Source organism: Streptomyces asoensis (assembly GCF_013085465.1).
Lineage (GTDB): Bacteria > Actinomycetota > Actinomycetes > Streptomycetales > Streptomycetaceae > Streptomyces > Streptomyces cacaoi_A.
This window is the reverse complement of sequence record NZ_CP049838.1, coordinates 4,315,749-4,338,983: the sequence shown is the minus strand read 5'-3', so window position 1 is coordinate 4,338,983 and position 23,235 is coordinate 4,315,749. Positions and strand designations below refer to the sequence as shown.

At 72.2% G+C, this 23,235-nt stretch carries 18 protein-coding genes; 8 read left to right on the top strand and 10 right to left on the bottom strand.

Annotated features, from left to right (window positions below; all coding sequences use genetic code 11):
* Positions 1–23 precede the first annotated feature (23 nt).
* The gene (locus G9272_RS19245) at positions 24–518 is read right to left on the bottom strand and encodes an SUKH-3 domain-containing protein (RefSeq protein WP_171397734.1); all 495 of its coding nucleotides are present in this window, start codon (positions 516–518) and stop codon (positions 24–26) included.
* Between the two features lie 98 nt (positions 519–616).
* Entirely contained in the window at positions 617–1,204 is a 588-nt protein-coding gene (locus G9272_RS19240; protein ID WP_171397733.1) for a YwqJ-related putative deaminase, read from the bottom strand.
* 307 nt (positions 1,205–1,511) lie between these two features.
* On the opposite strand from G9272_RS19240, the gene G9272_RS19235 reads away from it, so the two are divergent.
* Positions 1,512–2,510 carry an SMI1/KNR4 family protein gene (locus tag G9272_RS19235; RefSeq protein WP_171397732.1) on the top strand — a complete coding sequence of 333 codons (999 nt, stop codon included), beginning with the start codon at positions 1,512–1,514 and terminating at the stop codon, positions 2,508–2,510.
* 73 nt (positions 2,511–2,583) lie between these two features.
* Here G9272_RS19235 and G9272_RS45320 read toward each other — a convergent pair whose 3' ends face one another.
* Complete coding sequence (locus tag G9272_RS45320; RefSeq protein WP_253267855.1) at positions 2,584–2,778, bottom strand: hypothetical protein; 195 nt, start codon at positions 2,776–2,778, stop codon at positions 2,584–2,586.
* Between the two features lie 106 nt (positions 2,779–2,884).
* Between G9272_RS45320 and G9272_RS19230 the strand changes: the two genes are divergently transcribed.
* Positions 2,885–5,440: an SUKH-4 family immunity protein gene (locus tag G9272_RS19230; protein ID WP_253268216.1), complete on the top strand. Its 2,556-nt coding sequence runs from the start codon at positions 2,885–2,887 to the stop codon at positions 5,438–5,440.
* A gap of 245 nt (positions 5,441–5,685) precedes the next feature.
* On the top strand, positions 5,686–6,570 hold the full coding sequence (locus G9272_RS19225) for a cellulose-binding protein (protein WP_171397731.1): 885 nt from the start codon (positions 5,686–5,688) through the stop codon (positions 6,568–6,570).
* Between the two features lie 103 nt (positions 6,571–6,673).
* On the opposite strand, the gene G9272_RS19220 is transcribed toward G9272_RS19225, so the two are convergent.
* A complete protein-coding gene (locus tag G9272_RS19220) occupies positions 6,674–7,549 on the bottom strand; it encodes an LLM class flavin-dependent oxidoreductase (protein WP_171397730.1) in 876 nt (291 codons plus the stop codon).
* 43 nt (positions 7,550–7,592) lie between these two features.
* Positions 7,593–8,612 (bottom strand): aldo/keto reductase, encoded by a 1,020-nt coding sequence (locus tag G9272_RS19215; RefSeq protein WP_171397729.1) that lies wholly within the window; start codon positions 8,610–8,612, stop codon positions 7,593–7,595.
* A 188-nt stretch (positions 8,613–8,800) separates the two neighbouring features.
* On the opposite strand from G9272_RS19215, the gene G9272_RS19210 reads away from it, so the two are divergent.
* Positions 8,801–9,391: a TetR/AcrR family transcriptional regulator gene (locus tag G9272_RS19210; protein WP_171397728.1), complete on the top strand. Its 591-nt coding sequence runs from the start codon at positions 8,801–8,803 to the stop codon at positions 9,389–9,391.
* A gap of 115 nt (positions 9,392–9,506) precedes the next feature.
* Here G9272_RS19210 and G9272_RS19205 read toward each other — a convergent pair whose 3' ends face one another.
* From G9272_RS19205 to G9272_RS19195, 3 genes are all read right to left on the bottom strand, one after another.
* Positions 9,507–11,117 carry a sodium/solute symporter gene (locus G9272_RS19205; RefSeq protein WP_171397727.1) on the bottom strand — a complete coding sequence of 537 codons (1,611 nt, stop codon included), beginning with the start codon at positions 11,115–11,117 and terminating at the stop codon, positions 9,507–9,509.
* Positions 11,114–11,542 carry a DUF485 domain-containing protein gene (locus G9272_RS19200; RefSeq protein WP_171397726.1) on the bottom strand — a complete coding sequence of 143 codons (429 nt, stop codon included), beginning with the start codon at positions 11,540–11,542 and terminating at the stop codon, positions 11,114–11,116. The genes G9272_RS19205 and G9272_RS19200 overlap by 4 nt, the downstream gene beginning before the upstream one ends.
* Positions 11,543–11,849: 307 nt before the next feature.
* Entirely contained in the window at positions 11,850–13,415 is a 1,566-nt protein-coding gene (locus G9272_RS19195; protein WP_171397725.1) for an MFS transporter, read from the bottom strand.
* 424 nt (positions 13,416–13,839) lie between these two features.
* On the opposite strand from G9272_RS19195, the gene G9272_RS19190 reads away from it, so the two are divergent.
* From G9272_RS19190 to mfd, 3 genes are all read left to right on the top strand, one after another.
* The gene (locus G9272_RS19190; protein WP_171397724.1) at positions 13,840–14,628 is read left to right on the top strand and encodes an ABC transporter ATP-binding protein; all 789 of its coding nucleotides are present in this window, start codon (positions 13,840–13,842) and stop codon (positions 14,626–14,628) included.
* On the top strand, positions 14,625–17,204 hold the full coding sequence (locus G9272_RS19185) for an ABC transporter permease (RefSeq protein WP_171397723.1): 2,580 nt from the start codon (positions 14,625–14,627) through the stop codon (positions 17,202–17,204). Before G9272_RS19190 ends, G9272_RS19185 begins: the two co-directional genes overlap by 4 nt.
* 368 nt (positions 17,205–17,572) lie before the next feature.
* The gene (mfd, locus tag G9272_RS19180; RefSeq protein WP_171397722.1) at positions 17,573–21,130 is read left to right on the top strand and encodes a transcription-repair coupling factor; all 3,558 of its coding nucleotides are present in this window, start codon (positions 17,573–17,575) and stop codon (positions 21,128–21,130) included.
* 85 nt (positions 21,131–21,215) lie between these two features.
* On the opposite strand, the gene G9272_RS19175 is transcribed toward mfd, so the two are convergent.
* The gene (locus G9272_RS19175) at positions 21,216–21,779 is read right to left on the bottom strand and encodes a TetR/AcrR family transcriptional regulator (RefSeq protein ID WP_171397721.1); all 564 of its coding nucleotides are present in this window, start codon (positions 21,777–21,779) and stop codon (positions 21,216–21,218) included.
* 108 nt (positions 21,780–21,887) lie between these two features.
* Between G9272_RS19175 and G9272_RS19170 the strand changes: the two genes are divergently transcribed.
* A complete protein-coding gene (locus G9272_RS19170; RefSeq protein WP_171397720.1) occupies positions 21,888–22,802 on the top strand; it encodes an SCO6745 family protein in 915 nt (304 codons plus the stop codon).
* 179 nt (positions 22,803–22,981) lie between these two features.
* Here G9272_RS19170 and G9272_RS19165 read toward each other — a convergent pair whose 3' ends face one another.
* A complete protein-coding gene (locus G9272_RS19165; RefSeq protein ID WP_171397719.1) occupies positions 22,982–23,167 on the bottom strand; it encodes an antitoxin in 186 nt (61 codons plus the stop codon).
* Between the last annotated feature and the right edge of the window lie 68 nt (positions 23,168–23,235).

The window sequence follows — 23,235 nt, the reverse complement described above, 5'->3', positions numbered from 1 at the left end:
CCTCGGGGGCCCGCGTCGGCCGGTCAGCCGGCCGTGAGGCGGACGGGTTCGATGCCGGAGGCGAGGGCGCCGAGGGCTTGGTCGATGTCGGGGCCGAGGTACCAGTCGCCGGTGTGGTCGAGGGCGTAGACGCGGCCTTCGGCGTCGATGGCGAGGATGCCCTGGGTGTCGGTCTCGGTGCCGAGCGGGGCGACGTCGGTGTCCAGGGCGCGGCCGAGGTCGGCGAGCGTGCGGGCGAGGTGGAGGCCGTGGAGGGGGTCGAGGTGGACGGTGGTGGGCGCGACCTGGCGGCCGGGGCCGGTGGGGGCGATGGTCAGGCCGCCGAATTCGGCCCAGGCCTCGACGGCGGCGGGGAAGACGGCGTGCCGGTGGCCTGCGGGTGAGGTGTGTTCGCGCAGGGTGTCGGCCCAGATCTCGGCCTGCTTGATGTCCCAGCGTCCGGGTTGCCAGCCGGCGGCGCGCAGCGCGGCGTCGACGGGGACGGGGAAGCGTGTGGTGGAAGTGCGGTCGGGGTGCATCGGCCCTTCGTTCGTCGAGCTGGTGGTGCGTGGCCCGGTGGGGCCGGTGTGTCGTCCTGTGTGTCGTCCTGCGCGGGGGGTGGCGGTAGGGGTGCGGTTCAGTCGCCCGCGGTCGACGGGTCGACGATGCGGACGCCGAAGTGGGCGCTGAGCGCGGTGCAGGCGCGGCAGGGAGCGGCGAAGCTGCCGTGCAGAGGGTCGCCGTCCTCGCGGATGCGGCGGGTGGTGAGTTTGGCCTGTCTGAGGGTTTTGCGCGCTTCGCCGTTGGTCATGGGGCGGCGGGCGGCGCGTCTGCTGCGGGCGGCGTCGGCGGCGGTGAGGTGCCGCGAGATGAGGAGCGCCTCGGCACAGCGTCCGGTGAAGCGGTCGCGTTGCGTGCTGGTGAGGGTGTCCAGGAAGTCCTGGACGAGGGGGTGCAGGGGCGGGGGCTGGTCGGCGCGGGCGGCGGTGCTGGTGAGGGTGGCGCCGCGGACGGAGAGGGCGGCGGCGACGGTGGGGAGTATGCCGTCCCTGCGGTGGCGCAGGACGGGCGCGTGCGGGGCCTCGGTGGCGGACCAGCCGATGCGGGGGTCTCCGGACGGGCCGGTGCGCGGGTCGCCGGTCCGGCCGGCGTCGTGAGCGGCCGTGTTGCCGGTGTACAGGTCGTCCGACCTGCCGGTGTGAGACCCCGTCTGTGTCGCGTTCATGATCGTTTTCCCCTCCCGTGCATCCCCCCGGACGTCACAGAGTGCCAAATGGCGTGGCGGGTGCGGAAGCTGGGGCGGTTCGACACGCCCGGGTTTGGGCGGGCTGTCACGGCGGGGTGACGGCAGGTCACGGAAGCGGAGGGCCGGTGACCGCTGTCGTCGTACCGCATAGGCTGTCGGCACCGTCGGCGCGCGGTTGACGCGCGTTGGAGATTGTTGGAGACAGTCGATACGGGGCGTGGTGGGTGGATCCGGAAGCGGAACCGGCCGCTGCGGGCCGTACAGAGTGCCGCAGGGGGCAACCGCCATGACGACAGGTCGGCTCGGGCAGCAAGCCGCGCCGCCGAACGCGGCCTATGCCGGGCAGGTCGTGCATTTCCCGGATCCGGTCCGGGCGGCACGGCACCCGAGGGGCGTGCGGATGGACGAGCGGGGCTACCCCGACTTCTCGCCGTATGCGCGGGCGGCCGCGGAGATCGCGGAACCGCCGGAGGGCTTCGGCGTGGACGAGCTGCGGCTGACGGACTACGTGTCGGCGAACGCGGTGCTGGCGGCGTCGGGACACGAGCTGTGGGACACGGTGTCGAGCGTGGCGACGCCGCACGGCTGGACGTGGCACCACGTCGTCGGTTCGCGGCGGCTGGAGTTGGTTCCGGTCGAGGTGAAGGCGCTGCTGCGGCATCACGGCGGCGTGTCGTCGGCGGTGGTGGACCACGCGAAGCGGGGGACGCGGCCGCTTCAGGAGACGCGTCCGGCGCACTTCGGGCTGCCGAAGTCGGGTGTGGCGGTGACGGAGCAGCAGGTCCAGGGCGTCGAGGAGGACCTGGGGTATCGGCTGCCGGGGGCGTACCGGTCGTTCGTGAAGGCGGCCGGCGGTTGTGCGCCGGTGGGCGCCGCCCTGGACGCGGAGCTGGGGCTGCTGGTGGACCAGCCGTTCTTCACGGTGCGCGACGAGGCAGCGGTCAATGACCTCGTGTACGTGAACAAGTGCCTGCGTGACCATCTGACGAAGGACTATCTGGGCGTCGCGTTCGTGCAGGGCGGGTTGCTCGCCGTGAAGGTGCGGGGCGAGCGGGCCGGTTCGGTGTGGTTCTGCGCGTACGACGATGTCCGGGACGTGGATCCGGCGTGGTCGCCCGCGGAGCGCATGGAGCGGCTGTTGCTGCCGTGCGGTGAGGACTTCGACGTCTTCCTGTCGAGGCTGGCCGGTAATCCGCCGGAGTTGGAGACGGTGGCCAATCTGATGGTGGACGGCGGGTTCGCGCGTGCGGTGCCGGCGGCGGCCGTGTCTTCGGTGGGGGAGTGAGCTGGACGATGGTGACGTTCGCGCAGGCGCAGGAGCGCGCCGAACAGTGGATCAACGGGGATGTGCCGGCGTATCAGCACCGTGAGGTGCGGGTGCGGGAGTTCGAGCTCGGGTTCGTGGTGTGGGCCGAGGACCGCGCGGAGGGGCCGCGTTCGGACGGCGGCGCGCAGCGGCTGGTGATCGCCCGGGACAGCGGGGAGGCCACGTTGTGGCCCTCGGTGCCGGTGGGCGAGGTGATCCGCCGGTACGAGGAGGAGTACGGCCGCACGGACGCCCCCGCCGATGCGGTGCCGGCGCCTGCGGCACGGGTGGATCTGAATCAGACGTCGTTCCTGTTGTCGCCGCCGGAGTGGCTCCAGGAGGCGGCGGACAAGCTGGGGATCGCGGATCGGCGGGAGGCCGGCTCCGGTGCCGGCACCGGGGCTGGTTCCGGGAACGGCGCGGCTTCTTCGGCGCCGGGGGCTGCCTCGCATGCGGGTGCGGGTGCGGGGTCTGGTGCCGGTTCGGGTGCGGGCGGCTCGGCCGGTGCTGCCCCGGTCGGGGCGCCTGGGGCGCCCGGGGGCGGTGATCCCTCGCTTCCCCGGACCCAGGGTGGGGTGCCGGGGGGCGGGCTGCCCGAGACACAGGCGGGTGTGCCCACGGGTTCGGGTCCCGGTGGGCCGTCGGCGCCTGCCGCTCCCGTCGGGGCGACGCCGTGGGCGGGGACGGACACCAACGCCGACGCCGGTGACGACCGTTCCGTGTCGCTGCCCGCGACCGTGTTCGCGCCGCCGCTGAGCGGCTCCGACGACGAGGCGGTGCCGCCGGCGTCCGCGCCGGACGCCAAGACGGCGCTGATCTCGGGCGGCAGCCAGCTTCCGCGGACTGCGGTCGCGCCCGCGCTCGACACTCCGGGGGCGGGTGGCGTGGGGCCGGGTCGCGTGGACGCGGCCGGGAACACACCGGCCTCTCCGACTCCTCCGACCCCGCCGACTCCGCCGTCAGGTCCGGCCGGTTCGTCGTACGGCTACCCACAGGGGCCGGGCGCGGGCGCGCCGGGTGGTCCGGGTGGTCCGGGTGGTCCGGGGGCTCCGTCTTCGTCCCCGTCTTCGTCTTCGGCGGGTGGGCCGGGTACGCCGCCTCCGGCCGGTCCGGGTACGCCCGCGCGGCCGCTCGCGCCGAACGCCGGTGACATCGCGGACGCCGCGACCAGCAAGGCCGCGCCGCCTCCGCGTCGCAACCGTGGTGGAGGGGCGCAGCCGCCGCCTCCGCCGAGTGCGCCGGGAACGCCGGGTGCGCGACCGGGGAACACGCCTCCGCCTCCGCCTTCCGGCCCGGGTGCGCCCGGTACCCCGGCGGGCGGCTATGTGCCTACGCAGCTTGTGTCGGCCCTGGGCCCGGACGGGTCTGCGGGTCCGGCCGGTCCGGGGGGTCCGGGTGCGGGGGGTGCGCCACAGCCTCCCGGTGCGCCTGGTGTGCCCGGTGCGCCGAGCGCGCCCGCCGGGCCGAACCCGCCCGGGGGTACGCCTCCCGGCGGCGTTCACCATGCCGCGACGATGCTTGCCGACCCCGGTCGGATGGGACCGGGCGCGCCGCAGCCGCCCGGCGCCCCGGGTGCACCCCATGCGCCTGGCGCGCCTGGTGTTCCAGGCGCTCCGGGTGTTCCGGGTATGCCCGGCGCGCAGGCCGCTCCGGGAGCCCCCGGTGCACCGCAGGCTCCGGGTGCTCCTGGTTTCCCGGGCGCCCCTGGTGCGCCTGGTGTCGTTCACCATGCGCAGACCATGTTGGCCGGGCCCCAGGCGGGTGGCCCCGGCGCGCCGCCGCCGCAGGCCCCCGGGGGCCCCGGTTTCCCGGGTGCCCCGGGCATGGCTCCGGCCGCTCCCGGTATGGCTCCCGGCGGCCCCCAGCCCCCGATGCCGCCGGGCGGGCCGGTGCCCGGGCAGCCGCCCGCGTACGGATATCCGCAGCAGCAGGGGCTGCCGACGGTCGGCCCGGGTTATCAGGCCGTGCTGCGCTTCCGTGCGCAGGACGGCTCGGAGCAGCAGCTGATCCGGCGTTCGGCGCCGGGGACCCCGCACCCCGAGTGGCAGATCTTCCACGAGCTGCGGGCGATGAACGTGCCTCCGGACCAGGTGCTGGAGCTGCACACGGAGCTGGAGTCGTGCGAGCTGCCGGGCGCCTACTGCGCGCGGATGATGCGGGAGCAGTGGCCGCAGGCGCGGATCACGAGCATCGCGCCGTACGGTACGGATCACGCGAGCCGGCAGCAGGGCATGCAGCAGTTGCTCGCGCACCAGGGCGAGTTGCACCAGGTGGCGGACGGACCGGCGCGTCCGGCGCCCGTTCGTGCCCCGTTGCCGCCGGTGCAGGCCGCGCCGCCGCTTCCGCCGGAGGCGATCGGGCAGGAGCTGGCCGCGGTGTTCGGGCCGGCGGTGTTCCGCTTCGAGCAGGCCGCGGTGTCCCGGCAGGGCGTGCCGCCGGTCGTGGCGCACACCCTGGTGGTGGCGGGTCTGCCGGCGGACATGGGGCCGTTCTTCTGGGCGCAGGCCCAGCCGGGCCGGCCGGTGCCGACGCTGGCGGAGCTGGCGGCCGAACGGGGCGTGCAGCCGGCGCCGGACGCGGGCTCGTACCTCGTCATGGGCAGTGACTTCGGCAAGGCGATCTGTGTGCAGTACGGCACGGCGAACATCGTCGCCGTGCCGGTGGAGGCGGGGCCGGGCGGTGCGCCCGTACCGCCGCAGTTCGTGAACACCGGGCTGCCGGAGTTCGCGCGCTGCCTGGCACTGCTCGGGCGGATGTGGCGGCTGCGGTTCGGCCTGAACCAGGAGCAGGCGGGTCGCTGGACCGTCGATTTCCAGGCCCAGTTGGCCTCGCTCGACCCGGCGGCGCTCGGTTCGCCCGAGAGCTGGTGGTCGGTGCTGCTGGAACAGATGTGGGACGGACTGCTGTGACGAGCGGTCGCCGCGCCTCGTAAGGACGCGCGGATCCTCGTACGAGTACGAGTACGAGTACGAGGACGAGGACGAGCAGGACGGAAGGGGCCGGGCCCGGTCGGATGATCGGGTCCGGCCCCTTTGCGTTCGGGGTTGGCCGTGACCTGTGCGCGGAGTGTCGCGTTATGAACACTTGCGCCCGATCCATCAAGATATGCGCGAAATCATCATGTCGTGTCCGTCGGGTGGCGAGGGGTTTCAGGATGAGCAGCGCATCGGTGTCACCGCCGGGGTTCGTGACCGTTCGCGGCCGCGGCTACCGCCCGGAACAGGTCGAGGCGTACACCGCCGCCCTCTGCGCCGACCGGGATGCCGCGTGGGAACGTGCCGCCCGGCTCACGGTGCTGGCCCGGGAGATGGAGGCGGAGGCCGAGCAGTTGCGCGAGGTGGTGACACGGCTCGCGCCGCAGACGTACGACTCCCTCGGGGAGCGCGCACGGCGCATTCTCCAGCTCGGGCTGGAAGAGGCGGCGGCGGTCCGCGACGACGCGCGGAGCGAAGCGCGAGAGCACGTCGCCTACACCGAGACGTGCGCCCTCGATGTGCGCCGCGCGGCGCAGGAGGAGGCGGACGCGCTGCGCGCGGAAGCCGAGGAACGCGCCCGCCAGCGGTTGCTCGCGGCCCGCGCCGAGGCCGACGAGCTCCGCATCGGCACCCGGCGCGAGGTCAAGGAGTATCGAGGCGAGGCGCTGGCCGCCCTGCGCGAGGTGCGGCAGCGCACCGCCGGCATGCTCGCCGAGCAGGAGAAGGAGCACGCCGAGCGGTGGGCCGCGGCGGAGCGCGAGGAGGCCGAGCGGGCCGCGGCCCTCGACGCACGGCACGCCCGGTCGGTGGCCCGCGCCGAGGCTGCGCTGTCCGAGGCCGAGCAGGCGTTCGCGGAGGCCGAGGAGTCGGCCCGCCTCTGTCAGGAGGAGGCACACGCGCGTGCCGCCGAGCTTCTCACCGAGGCGAGCGCCAGAGAGGAGCGCGTCGTCCGCGAGACGGAGCGGGTGCTGCGGGAGCACGGCGAACGCCGGGACGACGTACAGGCGCACATGGACCACGTACGCAACAGCCTGAGCGCACTCACCGGCCGCACGGTCGACTAGGGCCCGACGGGGTCGGGACCCGACGGGGTCGGGACCTAACGGGGGTCGGGACCTAACGGGGTCAGGACCTGGGGCCCGACCGTACTCGTCGGCCGCACGGTGTCTACGACGACGGGTTGACGATCTCGTCGGCGACCCACCGTGCGGCGTCGGCCGGGTAGGGCGTCGGCAGTCCGAGGACGATGTGCCGGAAGCCGGCGCCGATCGCGTCGCCGACCGCGTCCCGGGTGGCGCCGGGCCGGTCGTAGGAGACGGGCAGGTGGATCGAGCGGGTGACCGAGGCGGGGTCGCGGCCGATCTCGACGCAGTAGCGGTCCAGGAGTGCGCTGCGGCGGACGACGTCGTCGAGGTCGCCGCCCGGGATGTTCCACAGGTCGGCGTGTTCGGCGGCCACGCGCAGGGTCGCGGACGAGCGGCCGCCGATGAGGATCGGCGGGTGGGGGCGCTGGACGGGCCTGGGGTTGCCGAACGCGCCGGTGAGCTGGTGGTAGGTGCCGTCGAAGTCGAACGGCTTCTCCTCGGTCCACAGCCGCCGGATCACCGTGCAGGCTTCGGCGAGGCTCCCCACGGCGTGCGCGGTGTCGTGGAAGGGCAGGCCGTGCGCGGCGTACTCGCGCCGGGCCAGGGGGTGGTCGGGGCGTGAGCCGACGCCGATGCCGAAGTCGAGCCGTCCGCCGGACACGATGTCGACGGTCGTGGCGATCTTGGCCAGCATCGCGGGCGGCCGGAAGCGGTTGCTGGTCACCATGACGCCGAGCCGCAGCCGTCGGGTCCGGGCGGCGAGCGCCGAGAGCAGTGTCCAGCCTTCGTGGGTGGGTCCGTCGGGGTCGCCGCCGATCGGCATGAGGTGGTCGAACAGCCAGGCGTGCTCGATCTCCGGGATCGCGTCCGCCTCGCGCCAGACCCGTAAGACGTCGTGGTAGTCGACCTGCATGGGGGCGGTCATGATCCCGAAACTGGGCCGGGGTGTGGGTGACATGTGGTCGTTGCTTCCTTCGGTGAGGGGAGGTCGTCCCGCGTGGTCAGCGGCGCCGCAGTGACGGGTCGAGCAGCGCGGGCGGGGTGTCGAACTTCTCGTGTGCGGCGAGGTCGGTGCCCGGGGCGACGACGGCGTCGATCGCGTCGAGCACATCGGCGGGGAGCACGGTGTCCGCGGCGGCGAGCTGTGCGCGCAGGTGGTCCGGTGTGCGGGGGCCGATGAGCGCGCTAGTCACGGCGGGATGCGCGGTCACGAAGCCGAGCGCGAGCTGGATCATGGTCAGCCCGGCCTCGTCGGCGACCGCGGCCAGCTGCTCGACGGCGTCGAGCCGGGCCCGGTTGGCGGGGGCGGCGGTGTCGAAGCGTTGCGGCATGAACGTCGAGCGGCTGGTGGTGACGGGCCGGCCCTCGCGGATCGCGCCGGTGAGCCAGCCCGAGGCCAGCGGGCTCCACACCAGGACGCCGAGCCCGTACTCCTCGGTCACGGGCAGGACGTGCGTCTCGATGCCGCGCTGGAGGATCGAGTAGCCGGGCTGCTCGGTGACGTAGCGGCTCAGGTGGTGCTCGCGGGCGGCCCACTGGGCCTGCACGATGCGGTAGGCCGGGAAGGTCGAGGAACCGAAGTGGCGGATCTTTCCGGCGCGCTGGAGGTCGGTCAGCGCCGAGAGCGTCTCCTCGTCGCTGGTGCTCGGGTCCCATCGGTGGATCTGGTAGAGGTCCACGTGGTCGACGCCGAGACGGCGCAGGCTGTCGTCCAGCTCGGTGACGAGCCAGCGGCGCGAGCTGCCCCGCCGGTTGCGCTCGTCGCCCATGGGCATGCCGGCCTTCGTGGCCAGCACGATGTCGTCGCGTCGGCCGGCGATGGCCTTGCCGACCATCTCCTCCGACTCGCCGTCGCTGTACATGTCGGCGGTGTCGATGAGGTTGATCCCGGCCTCGAGGGCGGCGTCGACGAGGGCGGTGGCCTCGTCCTGGGTGGTGCGCCCGATCCGGCCGAAGTTCATCGCGCCGAGCGCGAGGGAGCTGACCTGCACACCGGTGCGGCCCAAGGTGCGGTACTGCATGACCGTTGTCTCCTCTTCGAGGATGAGGCGTCGTGTCGCCACGCGTGCGTGGCTTGGTCACGGGCCCGCCGCTCTGGCATGATGAACAAACGGAACCGTGTCCCGTTTGAACATACGGAACGCTGTTCCGTTTAGCAACCCCGTGAGCGGCGAGCAGAGAGCATGCAGGCAGTGGAGAGGACGGCGCGGTGAACGACGGCGACCGGGGAGCGGGGCACACGGCCCGGCCCCAACGGGCGGACGCCCGGCGCAACAAGGAGACCCTGCTCGACGCGGCCGCCGCGATCTTCGTCACGGCGGGCGTGGAAGCGCCGGTGCGCGACATCGCGGCCAGGGCCGGCGTCGGGACGGCCACGATCTACCGCCACTTCCCGACGCGGGCGGACCTCATCATCGCCGTCTACCGGCACCAGGTGGACGCCTGCGCCGAGGCCGGTCCGGCGCTGCTGACGGAAGGCCCGACCCCGCACGCCGCGCTGGGGCGCTGGATCGACCTCTTCGTCGACTTCCTGGTCACCAAGCACGGACTCGCCGCCGTGCTCCAGGCCGACAACGTGGGCTTCGAGACGCTGCACGCGTACTTCCTCGACCGCCTCGTGCCCGTGTGCGGCCGCCTGCTCGACGCCGCGGCCGCCTCCGGTGAGATCAGGCCCGGCCTCCAGGCCTACGAGGTCATGCGCGGCGTCGGCAACCTGTGCATCGGCGCGGACAACGATCCCCGCTACGACCCGCGCCGACTGGTCGAACTCCTCGTCGCGGGACTGCGCCTGCCGCGCTGACCGTAACGCCCGCGCTGACCGTACCGCCCGCGCTGCCCGCGCTGCCCGCGCTGCCCGCGCTGCCCGCGCTAACCGCCGTCGGGCGGCCGGCGCGGGGTGCCCGTACCGCCCGCGCTCACCCCTCCCTGCGGCCCGCGCCCGCCAGGATCCAGCCCTCCACCGCCTCGTACTGGCGGCGCTGCTCCTCCGCCTTGCGGCGGCCCGAGACCACCGTGCCCAGCCAGCCGAAGGCGAAGCCGAGGGGGACGGTGACGATGCCCGTGGTGGTGAAGGGGAACCAGTTGAAGTCGGCCTCGGGGAAGGCGGAGACGGGCGAGCCCGAGACCAGGTTGGTGCCCGGCATCAGGATCAGGACGGACAGGGTGCCGCCGATGAGGGTGGCGAGGAGGCCCGTCCGGGTGTAGCGGCGCCAGAAGAGGCTGTAGACCAGGGCGGGGGCGAGCGCCGAGGCGCCCAGGCAGAAGGAGAGGGTGACCAGGGGCTGGAGGCTGCGGTGCTGGACCTGGGCGGCGAGCAGGATCGTCGGGACGCCGACGGCCAGCGCGGACAGCCGGGCCAGGAGCATCTCGCGGCGCGCCGACATGTGCGGGTCGCGCGCCGCGAAGACGTCGTGGGCGAGGGAGTTGGCGCAGGCGAGGATCATGCCCGCGACCGAGGCGAGCACGGTGAGGAAGATCGCCGTCGTGACCGCCGTGAAGAGCAGGGTCTCGGCCGTGGACACCTCGCTGCCGAAGGCGCCCCGGGAGCCCAGCAGGTAGGCGGTGTTGCCCTGCGGGTCCGCCTGTGCGATGACCGCGCGGCCGACGATCGCCGTCGCGCCGAAGCCGACGACCGTCATGATCAGCACGAACAGTGCGACGCCGGAGACCGCCCAGGACATCGACCGGCGTACCTGACGGGCGCTGGAGGCGGTGTACATGCGCATGGTGATGTGCGGCAGACAGGCGCCGCCCAGGACGACCGACAACTGGGCGGTGATCATGTCGACGCGGGGGAAGGGGCCGCCGGCGAACTCCAGCCCCGAGTGCAGGAAGGCGTCGCCGACCCCGCTGCCCTCGGCCGCCGCGTCGAAGAGGGTGCCCGGGTTCCAGTCGAAGCGGTACAGGACGATCACGGCGATGACCGTGCCGGAGCCGAGCAGCATCACGATCTTCAGCATCTGGATGAGGGCGGTGCCCTTCATACCGCCGATCGCCGCGTAGCTGATCATCAGCACGCCCATGCAGACGACGCAGCCCGTCTTCACCGAGGCGCCGGAGAACCCCAGGATGAAGGCGATGAGCTGGCCGGTGCCGGCGAGTTGCACGAGCATCATCGGCAGCAGCGCGGCGAGCGTCACCGCGCACGCCGTGATGCGCACCGCCCGCCCCGGCATACGGCGGGCCAGCGCGTCGCCCATGGTGAACCGGCCCGCGTTGCGCAGCGGTTCGGCCAGCAGGAACATCAGCAGCATCAGGGAGAGGGCCGTACTGAGGGCGAGGACGACACCGTCGTAGCCGCACAGCGCGATCACCCCGCCGGTGCCCAGGACGGTGGCCGCCGAGATGTAGTCCCCCGCGATGGCCAGGCCGTTGCGCAGCGGGGAGAGGGAGCGGTAGCCGGTGTAGAACTCGGCGAGGTCGTCGCGGTCCGGGCCGGTCATCACGCACAGCAGCAGCGTGATCGTGGCGATCGCGGTGAACGCGACGAGGGACATCGTCTGCGCGTCGTCGCTGAACTCCGTCATCGTCCGGCCTCCTTGGTACGGGTTCCGCGCGCGTCCCGCTTCGCGTCGATCTCGGAGAGTTTGCGGATGCGGTCCGCGAGCGGGTCCACATGGCGGCGGGCGGTCCGCTCGTACAGGGCGATAGCCAGGCAGGTGACCGGGAGTTGGAGCAGGGCGAGCAGCAGTCCCGCGGGAAGGCCGGCGGCGACCCTGCCGGTCATCAGGGACGGCGCGAACGCCGACAGGACCAGGAAGACGACGAAGTAGCCGAGCGCGGTGAGCGTGGCCACCCGCCGCTGGCGGCGGTAGGCGCCGCGCAGGACCCGCAGGTCGCTGTGGCGCCCCAGCGGGGCGTGGTCGGCCGGCCGGCGCCGGGGCGGCTCGGGCGGCTGGGGTGGCGGCTGCCATGGGTAGGTCGGGCCGGGGCGTGACGGGTCGTGTGACATCCCGTGCTCCTTGCGTGGCTCGGGTCCGTGGCGGCGGACCGCAGGGAGTGGGGGGGTGGTGCGAGGGACGCACGTTACTCGGGAGTACGGCGGCTGCGAAGAGTTTTCACCAAACTGAGTGGTCGGTATGCGCTTACTGCGCAAAATGCCGCCTGACCTGGGGTGTTACCCGCGTTAACCCCCACAGTTGTGTGACTCCCGTGGGCTTTGTGGCGATCATCTTCACAGGAGCGTGGTGGGGCGAGCGGCCCGTCAGCGGGTCACCTGGTCGGTCCGTCGGTCCGCCGGCCCGTCGGTCCGCCGGCTGTCAGTCCGTCAGTACGGGAAACCGTCGTGGGGCCACACACAGCAGCACCAGGAAGGCGAGTGCCGCCGCGCAGGCCGCGCCCAGATAGACGGCGTGCACGGCGCTCGCGACGGCGTCCCGGACGGCCTCGGGCGCCGTGTCGGAGGCGAGGGCGCGGGTGACGGAGTCCAGATCGCCCGCGCCGCCCAGCCGGGCCGCCAGCACCCCGTTGGCGACCGCGCCGAACACCGACGCGCCGATCGTCTGCCCGGTCTGACGGCAGAACAGCACGGACGCGGTCGTGGTGCCGCGTTCCGACCAGCCCACCGTCGACTGCACACCGACCAGGAGCGGGAGCTGGAAGAGGCCGAGCGCGGCGCCGAGCAGCAGCATCAGCAGGGCCGGCTGCCAGGCCTCGCCGGGATACGGCAGGAACGGGAACGCGAACAGGATCAGCGTCGCCGCGCCGATGCCCAGCAGCGCCGTGTCACGGAAGCCGATGCGCCGGTAGACGTGCTGGCTGAGGGCGGCGGAGAGCGGCCAGCTCAGGGTCCAGACGGAGAGGACGAACCCGGCGGTCACCGGCTCCAGGCCCAGCACCGACTGGGCGTACGTCGGCAGGAACACCGTCGGGGCCACCATCAGCAGACCCAGCGCGCCCAGCGCGAGGTTGACCGCCGCGATGGTGCGGCGGCGCCACACCCAGCCCGGGATGATCGGCTCCGCCGCCCGGCGTTCGATGGCGACGACGAGCCCGGCCAGCGCCAGCCCGGTGCCGAACAGGGCGAGTGACGGCCCCGACAGCCACGGCCACGCCACCCCGCCCTGCACCAGCGCGGTCAGCAGCACCCCGCCGCACGCGAACACCGCCAGAGCGCCCGCCCAGTCGACACGCGCGCGTGCACGCGTGGCGCCACGCGTCGCGCGTACCCGCGACCCGCCACGCGCGCGTGGAGGCGCGTTCTGTCCGGACGGCGACGACTGCCGCTGCGGCTCGTGCAGATGACGGACGATCAGCCACAACGCCACCGCCCCGATGGGCAGGTTGACGAGGAAGATCCAGCGCCAGTCCGCGTAGGCGGCCAGGACCCCGCCCAGACCGGGCCCCGCGACCGCCGAGACCGCCCACACCGTGGACAGCTTCGACTGGATCTTCGGCCGCTCCTTCAGCGGATACAGGTCGGCGGCGAGCGTCTGCACCGTGCCCTGCAACGCCCCGCCGCCCAGGCCCTGCACGATGCGGAACGCGATCAGCGCCCCCATGTTCCAGGCCAGGGCGCACAGCAGCGAGCCGAGCAGGAAGAGGGCCGCCCCGGCGACCAGCACCGGCTTGCGGCCGAAGGTGTCGGACAGCTTGCCGTAGACGGGCAGGGTGACCGTCACGGCGAGCAGATAGCCGGAGAACAGCCAGGAGAAGACGGAGAACCCGCCCAGGTCGCCGACGATCTGCGGGACGGCCGTGGAGACCACGGTGGAGTCGAGGGCGGCCAGCGCCATGGAGAGCATGAGGGCGGCGACGACCGCTCCCCGTCGGTGCGGTGCGGTCGGCCGTGCGGCCTCGCGTGTCGCCGGTTGGATGTCCCCCACCTGATGCCCTCCCCGTAGCTCCCGTGCCCCTTGCATCTAACTGCCGGGGTCAGCTTCCCACTTGACCCTCGCGTCGCGGGAGGGTGGAGCCTGACTGGGTCGGAGGGTGGAGACAACCCCGAAGGTCCCTCCACCTCGCGGTGGACGGCCCCTAGGGGTACCTCCGTACTACGGCTCGGGGAGGGTTCGTACTGCCGGAGGAGGAGAGGGGCGGGGTCCCGTCCTTAACCTGGCTTTACGCCGCTGGGGGGCGGCCGGCACCACTTCCGGGGGGTGGGGTTAACCCCCCGGAAAGACGGGCCCGAGCACCAGCGCGAGGGACCCCCTTCCGCCGACAGACTCTTCGACGTAGCGCCTCGCACCATCCCTTGATCGTCCGATGCGCTGCTCATCCGCTTCTGACATTCGACATAGGAGACTTACCGTGACTTCGGCTGTGACCATTCCCAGGCACGGGGGCACTGGAGGGCGTACGGCCGTAGCCGCGCGGGCGCGGCAGGTCGTCAAGGCTTACGGGTCCGGTGAGACCCGTGTCGTCGCCCTGGACCACGTCGACGTGGACATCGCCCGCGGTCAGTTCACCGCGATCATGGGCCCCTCGGGGTCCGGCAAGTCCACGCTGATGCACTGCCTCGCCGGTCTCGACACCGTCTCGTCCGGGCAGATCTACCTGGACGAGACCGAGATCACCGGGCTCAAGGACAAGAAGCTCACCAAGCTGCGCCGGGACCGGATCGGGTTCATCTTCCAGGCGTTCAACCTGCTGCCCACGCTCAACGCGATAGAGAACATCACGCTGCCGATGGACATCGCCGGCCGCAAGCCGGACAAGGCGTGGCTGAACCAGGTCGTGGAGACCGTCGGGCTCGCCGACCGCCTCAGGCACCGGCCCACCCAGCTCTCCGGCGGTCAGCAGCAGCGCGTCGCCGTGGCCCGCGCCCTCGCCGCCCGCCCGGAGATCATCTTCGGCGACGAGCCGACCGGAAACCTCGACTCGCGCGCGGGAGCCGAGGTCCTGGGCTTCCTGCGCCGCTCGGTGGACGACCTGGGCCAGACCATCGTCATGGTCACGCACGACCCGGTGGCGGCCTCGTACGCGGACCGCGTGCTGTACCTCGCGGACGGCCGGATCGTCGACGAGATGTTCAAGCCGACCGCCGAGACCGTCCTGGACCGGATGAAGGACTTCGATGCGCGGGGGCGTACGTCATGACCGTCATGAAGACCTCGATGCGCAACTTCTACGCGCACAAGGGGCGCATGGCCCTGTCGGCCGTGGCGGTCCTGCTGTCGGTGGCGTTCGTCTGCGGGACGCTCGTCTTCACCGACACGATGAACACCACCTTCGACAAACTCTTCGCCAGCACCTCCTCCGATGTGACGGTGAGCGCCAAGGGCGCCTCGGACACCGGTGAGACGACGTCCGACAACGGGAAGCCGCCGGTCATGCCGGCCTCCGTGCTCGGTGCGGTCCGCAAGGCGGACGGGGTGAAGTCGGCGGAGGGGACCGTCTTCTCGACGTCCGCGACCGTCGTCGACGCCGACAAGGACAGCCTGTCGCCCACCAGCGGCGCGCCCACCATCGTCGGCAACTGGAACGGCAACGACGCCCGCACCATGGAGATCACCGACGGTGCGGCGCCCAAGGGCTCCGACCAGGTGATGGTGGACGCGGACACCGCCGACAAGCACGACCTGAAGCTCGGCGACGAGATCGGCGTGATCACCGCGGTCGGCACGCACACCGCGAAGATCTCCGGCATCGCCGCCTTCCAGGTCACCAACCCCGGCGCGGCGATCTTCTACCTGGACACGAAGACCGCCCAGGAGGCCCTGGTCGGCGAGTCGAACGTCTACACGAACGTCAACGTGACCGCCGCGGCCGGCGTGAGCGACGCGCAGCTGAAGAAGAACGTGGCGGCCGAGATCGGCGCCGACTACAAGGTGCAGACCGCCAAGGAGACCGCCGACGCCAACCGCGACAGCGTCGGAAGCTTCCTGGACGTGATGAAGTACGCGATGCTCGGCTTCGCCGGGATCGCCTTCCTCGTCGGCATCTTCCTGATCATCAACACCTTCTCCATGCTGGTCGCACAGCGCACCCGTGAGATCGGCCTGATGCGGGCCATCGGCTCCAGCCGCAAGCAGGTCAACCGGTCCGTTCTCGCGGAGGCCCTGCTGCTCGGCGTGGTCGGCTCGCTCCTCGGCGTCGGCGCGGGCGTCGGCATCGCGGTCGGCCTGATGAAGCTCATGGGCATGACCGGCATGAACCTGTCCACGGACGACCTGACGGTCGCCTGGACGACCCCGGTGGTCGGCATGGTCCTCGGCATCGTCGTCACGGTGCTGGCGGCCTACCTCCCGGCCCGTCGTGCCGGCAAGGTCTCCCCGATGGCCGCGCTGCGCGACGCCGGCGCCCCTGCCGACGCCAAGGCGGGCGCCGTACGGGCCGTCATCGGCCTGCTCCTCACCGGCGCCGGCGGCTTCGGCCTCTACCTCGCCTCCGCCGCCGACAAGGCCGCAGAGGGCTCGCTCTGGCTGGGCCTGGGCGTGGTGCTGAGCCTGATCGGCTTCGTGGTGATCGGCCCGCTGCTGGCGGGCGCGGTGGTCCGGGTGCTGGGCGCGATCGTGCTGCGGGCCTTCGGACCGGTCGGACGGATGGCGGAGCGCAACGCGCTGCGCAACCCGCGCCGCACCGGCGCCACGGGCGCGGCCCTGATGATCGGCCTCGCGCTGGTCGCCTGTCTGTCGGTCGTCGGCTCCTCCATGGTCGCCTCCGCCACGGAGGAGCTCGACAAGAGCGTCGGCACGGACTTCATCATCCAGAGCGACGGCGGTCAGCTGATGACCCCGCAGGCGGTGCAGGCCGTCAAGTCGACGCCGGGCCTGGAGCGGGTCACCGAGTACAAGTGGACCCAGGCCGACTTCACCACACCCGACGGCAAGACGCTCGACAAGACGGCGATCACGGCGGCCGACCCGACCTACGCGACCGACCTGCGCGTCGAGACCGTCGCCGGCAACCTCGCCGACGCCTACCGTCCCGACTCGATGTCCGTCCACGACAAGTTCGCCAAGGACCACAGGATCACGCTCGGTTCCAAGATCTCCGTGGCCTTCAAGAACGGTTCCACGGCCCGGCTGACGGTCCGCGCGATCACCAGCAGTGACGCCGTCATCGACCAGGGCGCGATGTACACCTCCATCGCCACCCTCAAGAAGTACGTCCCGGCCGACAAGCTGCCGCTCGACGACCTGGTCTTCGCCACGGCGAAGGACGGGCAGCAGGACGCCGCGTACACGTCCCTGAAGGCGGCGCTGCACGACTACCCGCAGTACACCGTCCGCGACCAGACCGACTACAAGCAGGAGCTCAAGGACCAGATCGGGCAGCTGCTGAACCTGATCTACGGCCTGCTCGCCCTCGCGATCATCGTCGCGGTCCTGGGCGTGGTGAACACCCTGGCCCTGTCGGTGGTGGAGCGCACGAGGGAGATCGGCCTGATGCGGGCGATCGGCCTCTCCCGCCGCCAGCTGCGCCGCATGATCCGCATGGAGTCGGTCGTCATCGCCCTCTTCGGTGCCCTCCTCGGCCTCGGCCTGGGCATGGGCTGGGGCGCCACCGCCCAGCAGCTCCTCGCCCTCCAGGGCCTCGACGTCCTCGAGATCCCGTGGCCGACGATCATCGGCGTGTTCATCGGCTCCGCCTTCGTGGGCCTGTTCGCCGCACTGATCCCGGCGTTCCGCGCGGGCCGCATGAACGTCCTGAACGCGATCGCGACGGACTAGCCCCACCCGAACCAGCCCGGCATCGAGAAGAACGGGGGTCTTCTCGATGCCGGGCTCATTCGTGCTTTCAGCCCGTCCGGCGTTCGAGGACGAGGCCGTTCAGGCCGAAAGCGGGGTCCGAGCGGGGTCTGGGGGCGGCAGCCCCCAGGGTCGGCAACGGGAAGGGGCGGCGGGGGCGAAACACCGGGGCACCGCCCCCCACGGACCCCGTGGTTATCCACAGCCCCCGGCGAACACCCCCACCCCGACGTACGCTGGACACCCCCGGCCCGTGACACGCGTCGGGCCCTTCGCGTTGCCCACCCCGGACCCCGGTACGCCCGCCCCCGGACGCACCCCGGCCCCTCGGACGGAAAGCCCAGCCCTCCATGAGCCTGCACGGTCTGCTCGACGCCGTCGTCAAGGACACCGCCCTCGCGGAAGCGATCCCCGCGGCCGCCGACGGCAACCGCATGCACGTCGACCTGGTCGGCCCCCCGGCGGCCCGTCCCTTCGCCATCGCCGCCCTCGCCCGCGAGACCGGCCGCACGGTCCTCGCGGTGACGGCCACCGGCCGCGAGGCCGAGGACCTGGCCGCCGCCCTGCGCTCGCTGCTCCCACCGGACGGCGTGGTGGAGTACCCCTCCTGGGAGACGCTCCCGCACGAGCGCCTCAGCCCGCGCAGCGACACCGTCGGCCGCCGCCTCGCCATCCTGCGCCGCCTGGCCCACCCGCGCCCCGACGACCCGGAGACCGGCCCGGTCTCGGTCGTCGTGGCGCCGGTCCGCTCGGTGCTCCAGCCACAGGTCAAGGGCCTCGGCGACCTGGAACCCGTGGCTCTGCGCACCGGCCGGACGGCCGACCTGAACGAGATCGTCGAAGCCCTCGCCGCAGCCGCCTACGCGCGCGTGGAACTCGTCGAGAAGCGCGGCGAGTTCGCCGTACGGGGCGGCATCCTGGACGTGTTCCCGCCGACGGAGGAACACCCCCTGCGCGTCGAGTTCTGGGGCGACGACGTGGAGGAGATCCGCTACTTCAAGGTCGCCGACCAGCGCTCCCTGGAAGTCGCCGAACACGGCCTGTGGGCCCCGCCGTGCCGTGAACTCCTGTTGACGGAAGACGTGCGCACGCGTGCGCGTGCCCTCGCCGAGGAGCATCCCGAGCTGGGCGAGTTGCTCGGCAGGATCGCCGAGGGCATCGCGGTCGAGGGCATGGAGTCCCTGGCCCCGGTGCTGGTCGACGACATGGAGCTGCTGATCGACGTCCTGCCCAAGGGCGCGATGGCCGTCGTCTGCGACCCGGAGCGGGTACGCACGCGTGCCACCGACCTCGTGGCGACGTCCCAGGAGTTCCTCCAGGCGTCCTGGGCGGCCACCGCCGGCGGCGGCGAGGCACCCATCGACGTCGGCGCGGCCTCACTCTGGTCCATCGCGGACGTCCGTGACCACGCGCGCGAGCTGGACATGATGTGGTGGTCGGTGTCGCCGTTCGCGGCCGACGAGTCGTTCACAGATGCCGCTGACGCGGCGGGGTCCGCCGACACGCTGAAGCTCGGCATGCACGCCCCCGAGACCTACCGGGGCGACACCGCGAAGGCGCTGGCCGACACCAAGGGCTGGCTGGCCGGCGGCTGGCGCGTCGCCTTCGTCACCGAGGCGCACGGCCCGGCGGCCCGCACGGTCGAGGTGCTCGGCGGCGAGGGCGTCGCGGCCCGCCTGGACGCCGACCTGGCAGAGCTCGCCCCGTCCGTGGTGCACGTCTCCTGCGGCTCGATCGACTACGGCTTCGTCGATCCGGCGCTCCGCCTCGCCGTCCTCACGGAGACCGACCTGACCGGCCAGAAGGCGGCCGGCAAGGACGGCGCCCGGATGCCCGCGCGCCGCCGGAAGACCATCGACCCGCTCACCCTCGAGGCGGGCGACTACATCGTCCACGAACAGCACGGTGTGGGCCGCTACATCGAGATGGTGCAGCGCACGGTCCAGGGCGCCACGCGCGAGTACCTGGTCGTGGAGTACGCGCCCGCCAAGCGCGGCCAGCCCGGCGACCGTCTCTACATCCCGACCGACCAGCTGGAGCAGATCACCAAGTACGTCGGCGGTGAGGCCCCCACGCTGCACCGGCTCGGCGGCGCCGACTGGACGAAGACCAAGGCGCGCGCGAAGAAGGCGGTCAAGGAGATCGCCGCCGACCTGATCAAGCTGTACAGCGCGCGGATGGCGGCCCCCGGTCACGCCTTCGGCACGGACACCCCCTGGCAGCGCGAACTGGAGGACGCCTTCCCCTACGCGGAGACGCCCGACCAGCTCACCACCATCGCCGAAGTCAAGGACGACATGGAGAAGACGGTCCCGATGGACCGCCTGATCTGCGGCGACGTCGGCTACGGCAAGACGGAGATCGCCGTCCGGGCCGCCTTCAAGGCCGTCCAGGACGGCAAGCAGGTCGCCGTTCTCGTGCCCACCACCCTCCTCGTGCAGCAGCACTTCGGCACGTTCAGCGAGCGGTACGCGCAGTTCCCGGTGAACGTCAGGGCGCTCTCCCGCTTCCAGACGGACACGGAGGCGAAGGCCACCCTGGAGGGGCTGCACGAGGGCGCGGTGGACATCGTCATCGGCACCCACCGCCTGTTCTCCTCCGAGACGAAGTTCAAGGACCTCGGCCTGGTCATCGTCGACGAGGAGCAGCGTTTCGGCGTCGAGCACAAGGAGCAGCTGAAGAAGCTGCGCGCGAACGTGGATGTCCTGACGATGTCGGCGACCCCGATCCCCAGGACCCTGGAGATGGCGGTGACGGGCATCCGCGAGATGTCGACGATCACCACGCCTCCGGAGGAGCGCCATCCGGTGCTCACCTTCGTCGGCCCCTACGAGCAGAAGCAGATCGGCGCCGCCATCCGCCGCGAACTGCTGCGCGAGGGCCAGGTCTTCTACATCCACAACCGGGTCGAGTCGATCGACCGCGCGGCGGCGAAACTACGTGAGATCGTGCCCGAGGCGCGTATCGCCACCGCCCACGGCCAGATGTCGGAGACGGCGCTGGAGCAGGTCGTCGTCGACTTCTGGGAGAAGAAGTTCGATGTGCTCGTCTCGACGACGATCGTCGAGTCCGGCATCGACATCTCCAACGCGAACACGCTGATCGTGGAGCGTGGAGACACCTTCGGTCTGTCCCAGCTGCACCAGCTGCGCGGCCGGGTCGGACGTGGGCGCGAACGCGGCTACGCCTACTTCCTCTATCCCCCGGAGAAGCCCCTCACGGAGACCGCCCACGAGCGTCTCGCCACGATCGCCCAGCACACCGAGATGGGCGCGGGCATGTACGTGGCGATGAAGGACCTGGAGATCCGGGGCGCCGGAAACCTGCTCGGCGGCGAACAGTCCGGCCACATCGCGGGCGTCGGCTTCGACCTGTACGTCCGGATGGTCGGCGAGGCCGTCGCGGACTACCGGCGCCAGCTGGAGTCCGGCGGGGTCGAGGAGGAGCCGCCGCTCGAGGTCAAGATCGAGCTGCCGGTCGACGCGCACGTCCCGCACGACTACGCGCCCGGCGAGCGGCTGCGTCTCCAGGCCTACCGGGCCATCGCCTCCGCCAACTCGGAGGCGGACGTCAAGGCGGTCCGCGAGGAACTCGTCGACCGCTACGGCAAGTTGCCGGAGCCGGTGGAGAACCTGCTGTTGGTGGCGGGGCTGCGGATGCTGGCCCGGGCGTGTGGCGTCGGCGAGATCGTGCTCCAGGGCACCAACATCCGCTTCGCGCCGGTGGAGTTGCGCGAGTCCCAGGAGCTGCGCCTCAAGCGGCTCTACCCCGGGACCGTCATCAAGCCGGCCGCGCACCAGATCCTGGTGCCCCGTCCGAAGACCGCGAAGGTCGGCGGCAAGCCGCTGGTCGGACGCGAACTGCTGGGCTGGGTGGGCGAGCTGCTGGCGACGGTGCTGGGGTCGTAGGGCGCGGTCGCAGGCCGCGTTCGTGGGGCACGGCCGTCCTCGGGCCACCGGTCGGTCGGATCCGTCCGCCGGTGGCCCGCCGGGCTCAGGCCGAGGGGAACAGCATCATCGGCAGCGCGCGGAGTACCTCCTCGGGGTCCTCGTCGCCCAGGAGGCCGTCGAGGTTGTGGCCGAGGAGGAGGGTGGCGAAGCCGTGGGCCAGGGACCAGACGGCGATACGGGCCAGCCGGGTGTCCGTGCCGTCCCCGGCGGGTGCGGTGATGGCGATGGCGTCGGTCAGGGCGGTGGCGGACAGGGCGCGGGCCGTGGTCAGCTCCAGGTCGTCGGCGCGCAGCAGCTCGGGCGAGAACATCACCTGGAAGTGCGCCGGGTGCTCGCGCGCGAAACGGACGTAGCGCACGCCCGCGTCCCGTAGGTCCGTCGCTTCCGCCAGCGCGGTGGCCAGCAGCCCGTGCCCCTCCGCCGCGATCGCCGTCAACAGACCTGTGCGGTCACGGAAGTGGTGGGCCGGCGCCGCGTGGGAGACGCCGGCGCGGCGGGCCAGGTCGCGCAGGCTCAGCCCGGAGGGGCCGTCGGTGGCGATGACGTCGAGGGCGGCGGCCAGGATGGCGCGCCGCAGGTCACCGTGGTGGTAGGGGCGGTCGCTCATGGACAGCAGCGTACGCGGTATCTAGGCATTGACAAGTTCGTGAGATCCAGGCAATCTTGTCAGTGTCAAGTTGTGGTCGATGTCCGAACGCGACGAGGGGGAGACGTCATGTCCGAGAATCACGAGCACCGGTCAACCGAACAGGCCGAGCGGGGCGAACAGGTCGAGTCGGCGCAGGCGCGCAGGCTCTGGCACCTGCTGGAGCCGCTGCACGCGGTGGTGTACTACGCGCCCGAGGTCTTCGAGGAGGCCGGCGCGCTCGGCTACTCGACCGAGGACCGCTGGGGGAGCTACTTCCCGTTCCGTGCCGCCCCGTTGGGCCCGGTGAGCGCCGAGGCGGTGGCCTCCGCCTTCTACAGTTTCCAGCCCGGCATGGTCCGCCGGTACGTCGAGGACGCCTGGAAGGTGGCCACCCCCGAAGCGGTCCTGGCGGCGCGACGGAGAGGCATCGACCGGCTGTACCGCAAGCTGTTCGGTGACCTGGTGGACAGCCCCGAGCTGGCCGAGGCCGCCGCTCTCGCCCGCCGCGCCGCCGAGGCGGCCGTCACGGCAGGGCGCCCGCTCGCCGCGGCCAACGCCGCGCTGGAGTGGCCGAGTGAGCCCCACCTCCAGCTCTGGAAGGCGGCGACCGTCCTGCGAGAGCACCGCGGTGACGGTCACCTCGCCGCCCTGCTCCTCGCCGGCCTCGACCCGACCGAGGCGCTGGTGTCCTTCGCCGCGATAGGCGCCGCGTCCGTCGAGCGCTTCGAAAGCCGCGGCTGGACCCGCGAGGAGTGGGCGGCGGCGAGTGAGCGGCTGACGGCCAGAGGCCTGCTCGAGGCGGACGGTACGGCGACGGAAGCGGGCCGTGATCTGCGGCGCCGCGTCGAGGAGGACACCGACCGGCTGGCACTCGGCCCCTGGCAGGCCCTCGGCCCGGAATTCACGGAACGTCTTGCCGCGCTCCTCGGCGACTACTGGGTCGCGGTGCTGGGATCCGGACTGCTGCCCTCGGAGTCGACGCTCGGCATCGGGAGGGTGTGAGCGCCGCCGCCGATCCGGGAGAGGAGGGTGAGGGGCAGGGGCGGGGCGAAGCCGCCCGCGGCGGGCTCGCTCTGCGCGGACGGCCTCATGTGCCGGGTGATGTCGGTGGCTCGGCCCCAAGAGTCTTCGGGCCGGGCTGCGGCCGAGCGTTGCGGCCGGGTCCGGGTCGAGACTGCGGGCTAGGGCTGGTCGGGCCGTTCCTCGTCCATGCCGAGCCGCTCGTGCAGCTTCCGCTGCCCGGAGTCGACCTGGGACTCGTACTTGTTGCCCGTCTTCTCGTTCGCCTTCTGTTCCGCGGCGTCGGACATGTTCTTGGCCTTGTCCTGTGCCGCCTTGTTGCTCTTGAACCTGTCGAGGATGCCCATCCAGAGCTCCTTCCGGAGGTGACTCTCCACCGACGATATTCCCGAGAAGTGCGAGATGCCCACTTGTG

Coding starts and splice junctions, on each gene's coding strand:
- G9272_RS19205 (WP_171397727.1), bottom strand. CDS start 11,117: ATGACGGAGTTCAGCGACGACGCGCAGACGATGTCCCTCGTCGCGTTC.
- G9272_RS19245 (WP_171397734.1), bottom strand. CDS start 518: ATGCACCCCGACCGCACTTCCACCACACGCTTCCCCGTCCCCGTCGAC.
- G9272_RS19200 (WP_171397726.1), bottom strand. CDS start 11,542: ATGTCACACGACCCGTCACGCCCCGGCCCGACCTACCCATGGCAGCCG.
- G9272_RS19225 (WP_171397731.1), top strand. CDS start 5,686: ATGAGCAGCGCATCGGTGTCACCGCCGGGGTTCGTGACCGTTCGCGGC.
- mfd (WP_171397722.1), top strand. CDS start 17,573: ATGAGCCTGCACGGTCTGCTCGACGCCGTCGTCAAGGACACCGCCCTC.
- G9272_RS19215 (WP_171397729.1), bottom strand. CDS start 8,612: ATGCAGTACCGCACCTTGGGCCGCACCGGTGTGCAGGTCAGCTCCCTC.
- G9272_RS19170 (WP_171397720.1), top strand. CDS start 21,888: ATGTCCGAGAATCACGAGCACCGGTCAACCGAACAGGCCGAGCGGGGC.
- G9272_RS19175 (WP_171397721.1), bottom strand. CDS start 21,779: ATGAGCGACCGCCCCTACCACCACGGTGACCTGCGGCGCGCCATCCTG.
- G9272_RS19165 (WP_171397719.1), bottom strand. CDS start 23,167: ATGGGCATCCTCGACAGGTTCAAGAGCAACAAGGCGGCACAGGACAAG.
- G9272_RS19220 (WP_171397730.1), bottom strand. CDS start 7,549: ATGTCACCCACACCCCGGCCCAGTTTCGGGATCATGACCGCCCCCATG.
- G9272_RS19235 (WP_171397732.1), top strand. CDS start 1,512: ATGACGACAGGTCGGCTCGGGCAGCAAGCCGCGCCGCCGAACGCGGCC.
- G9272_RS19240 (WP_171397733.1), bottom strand. CDS start 1,204: ATGAACGCGACACAGACGGGGTCTCACACCGGCAGGTCGGACGACCTG.
- G9272_RS19185 (WP_171397723.1), top strand. CDS start 14,625: ATGACCGTCATGAAGACCTCGATGCGCAACTTCTACGCGCACAAGGGG.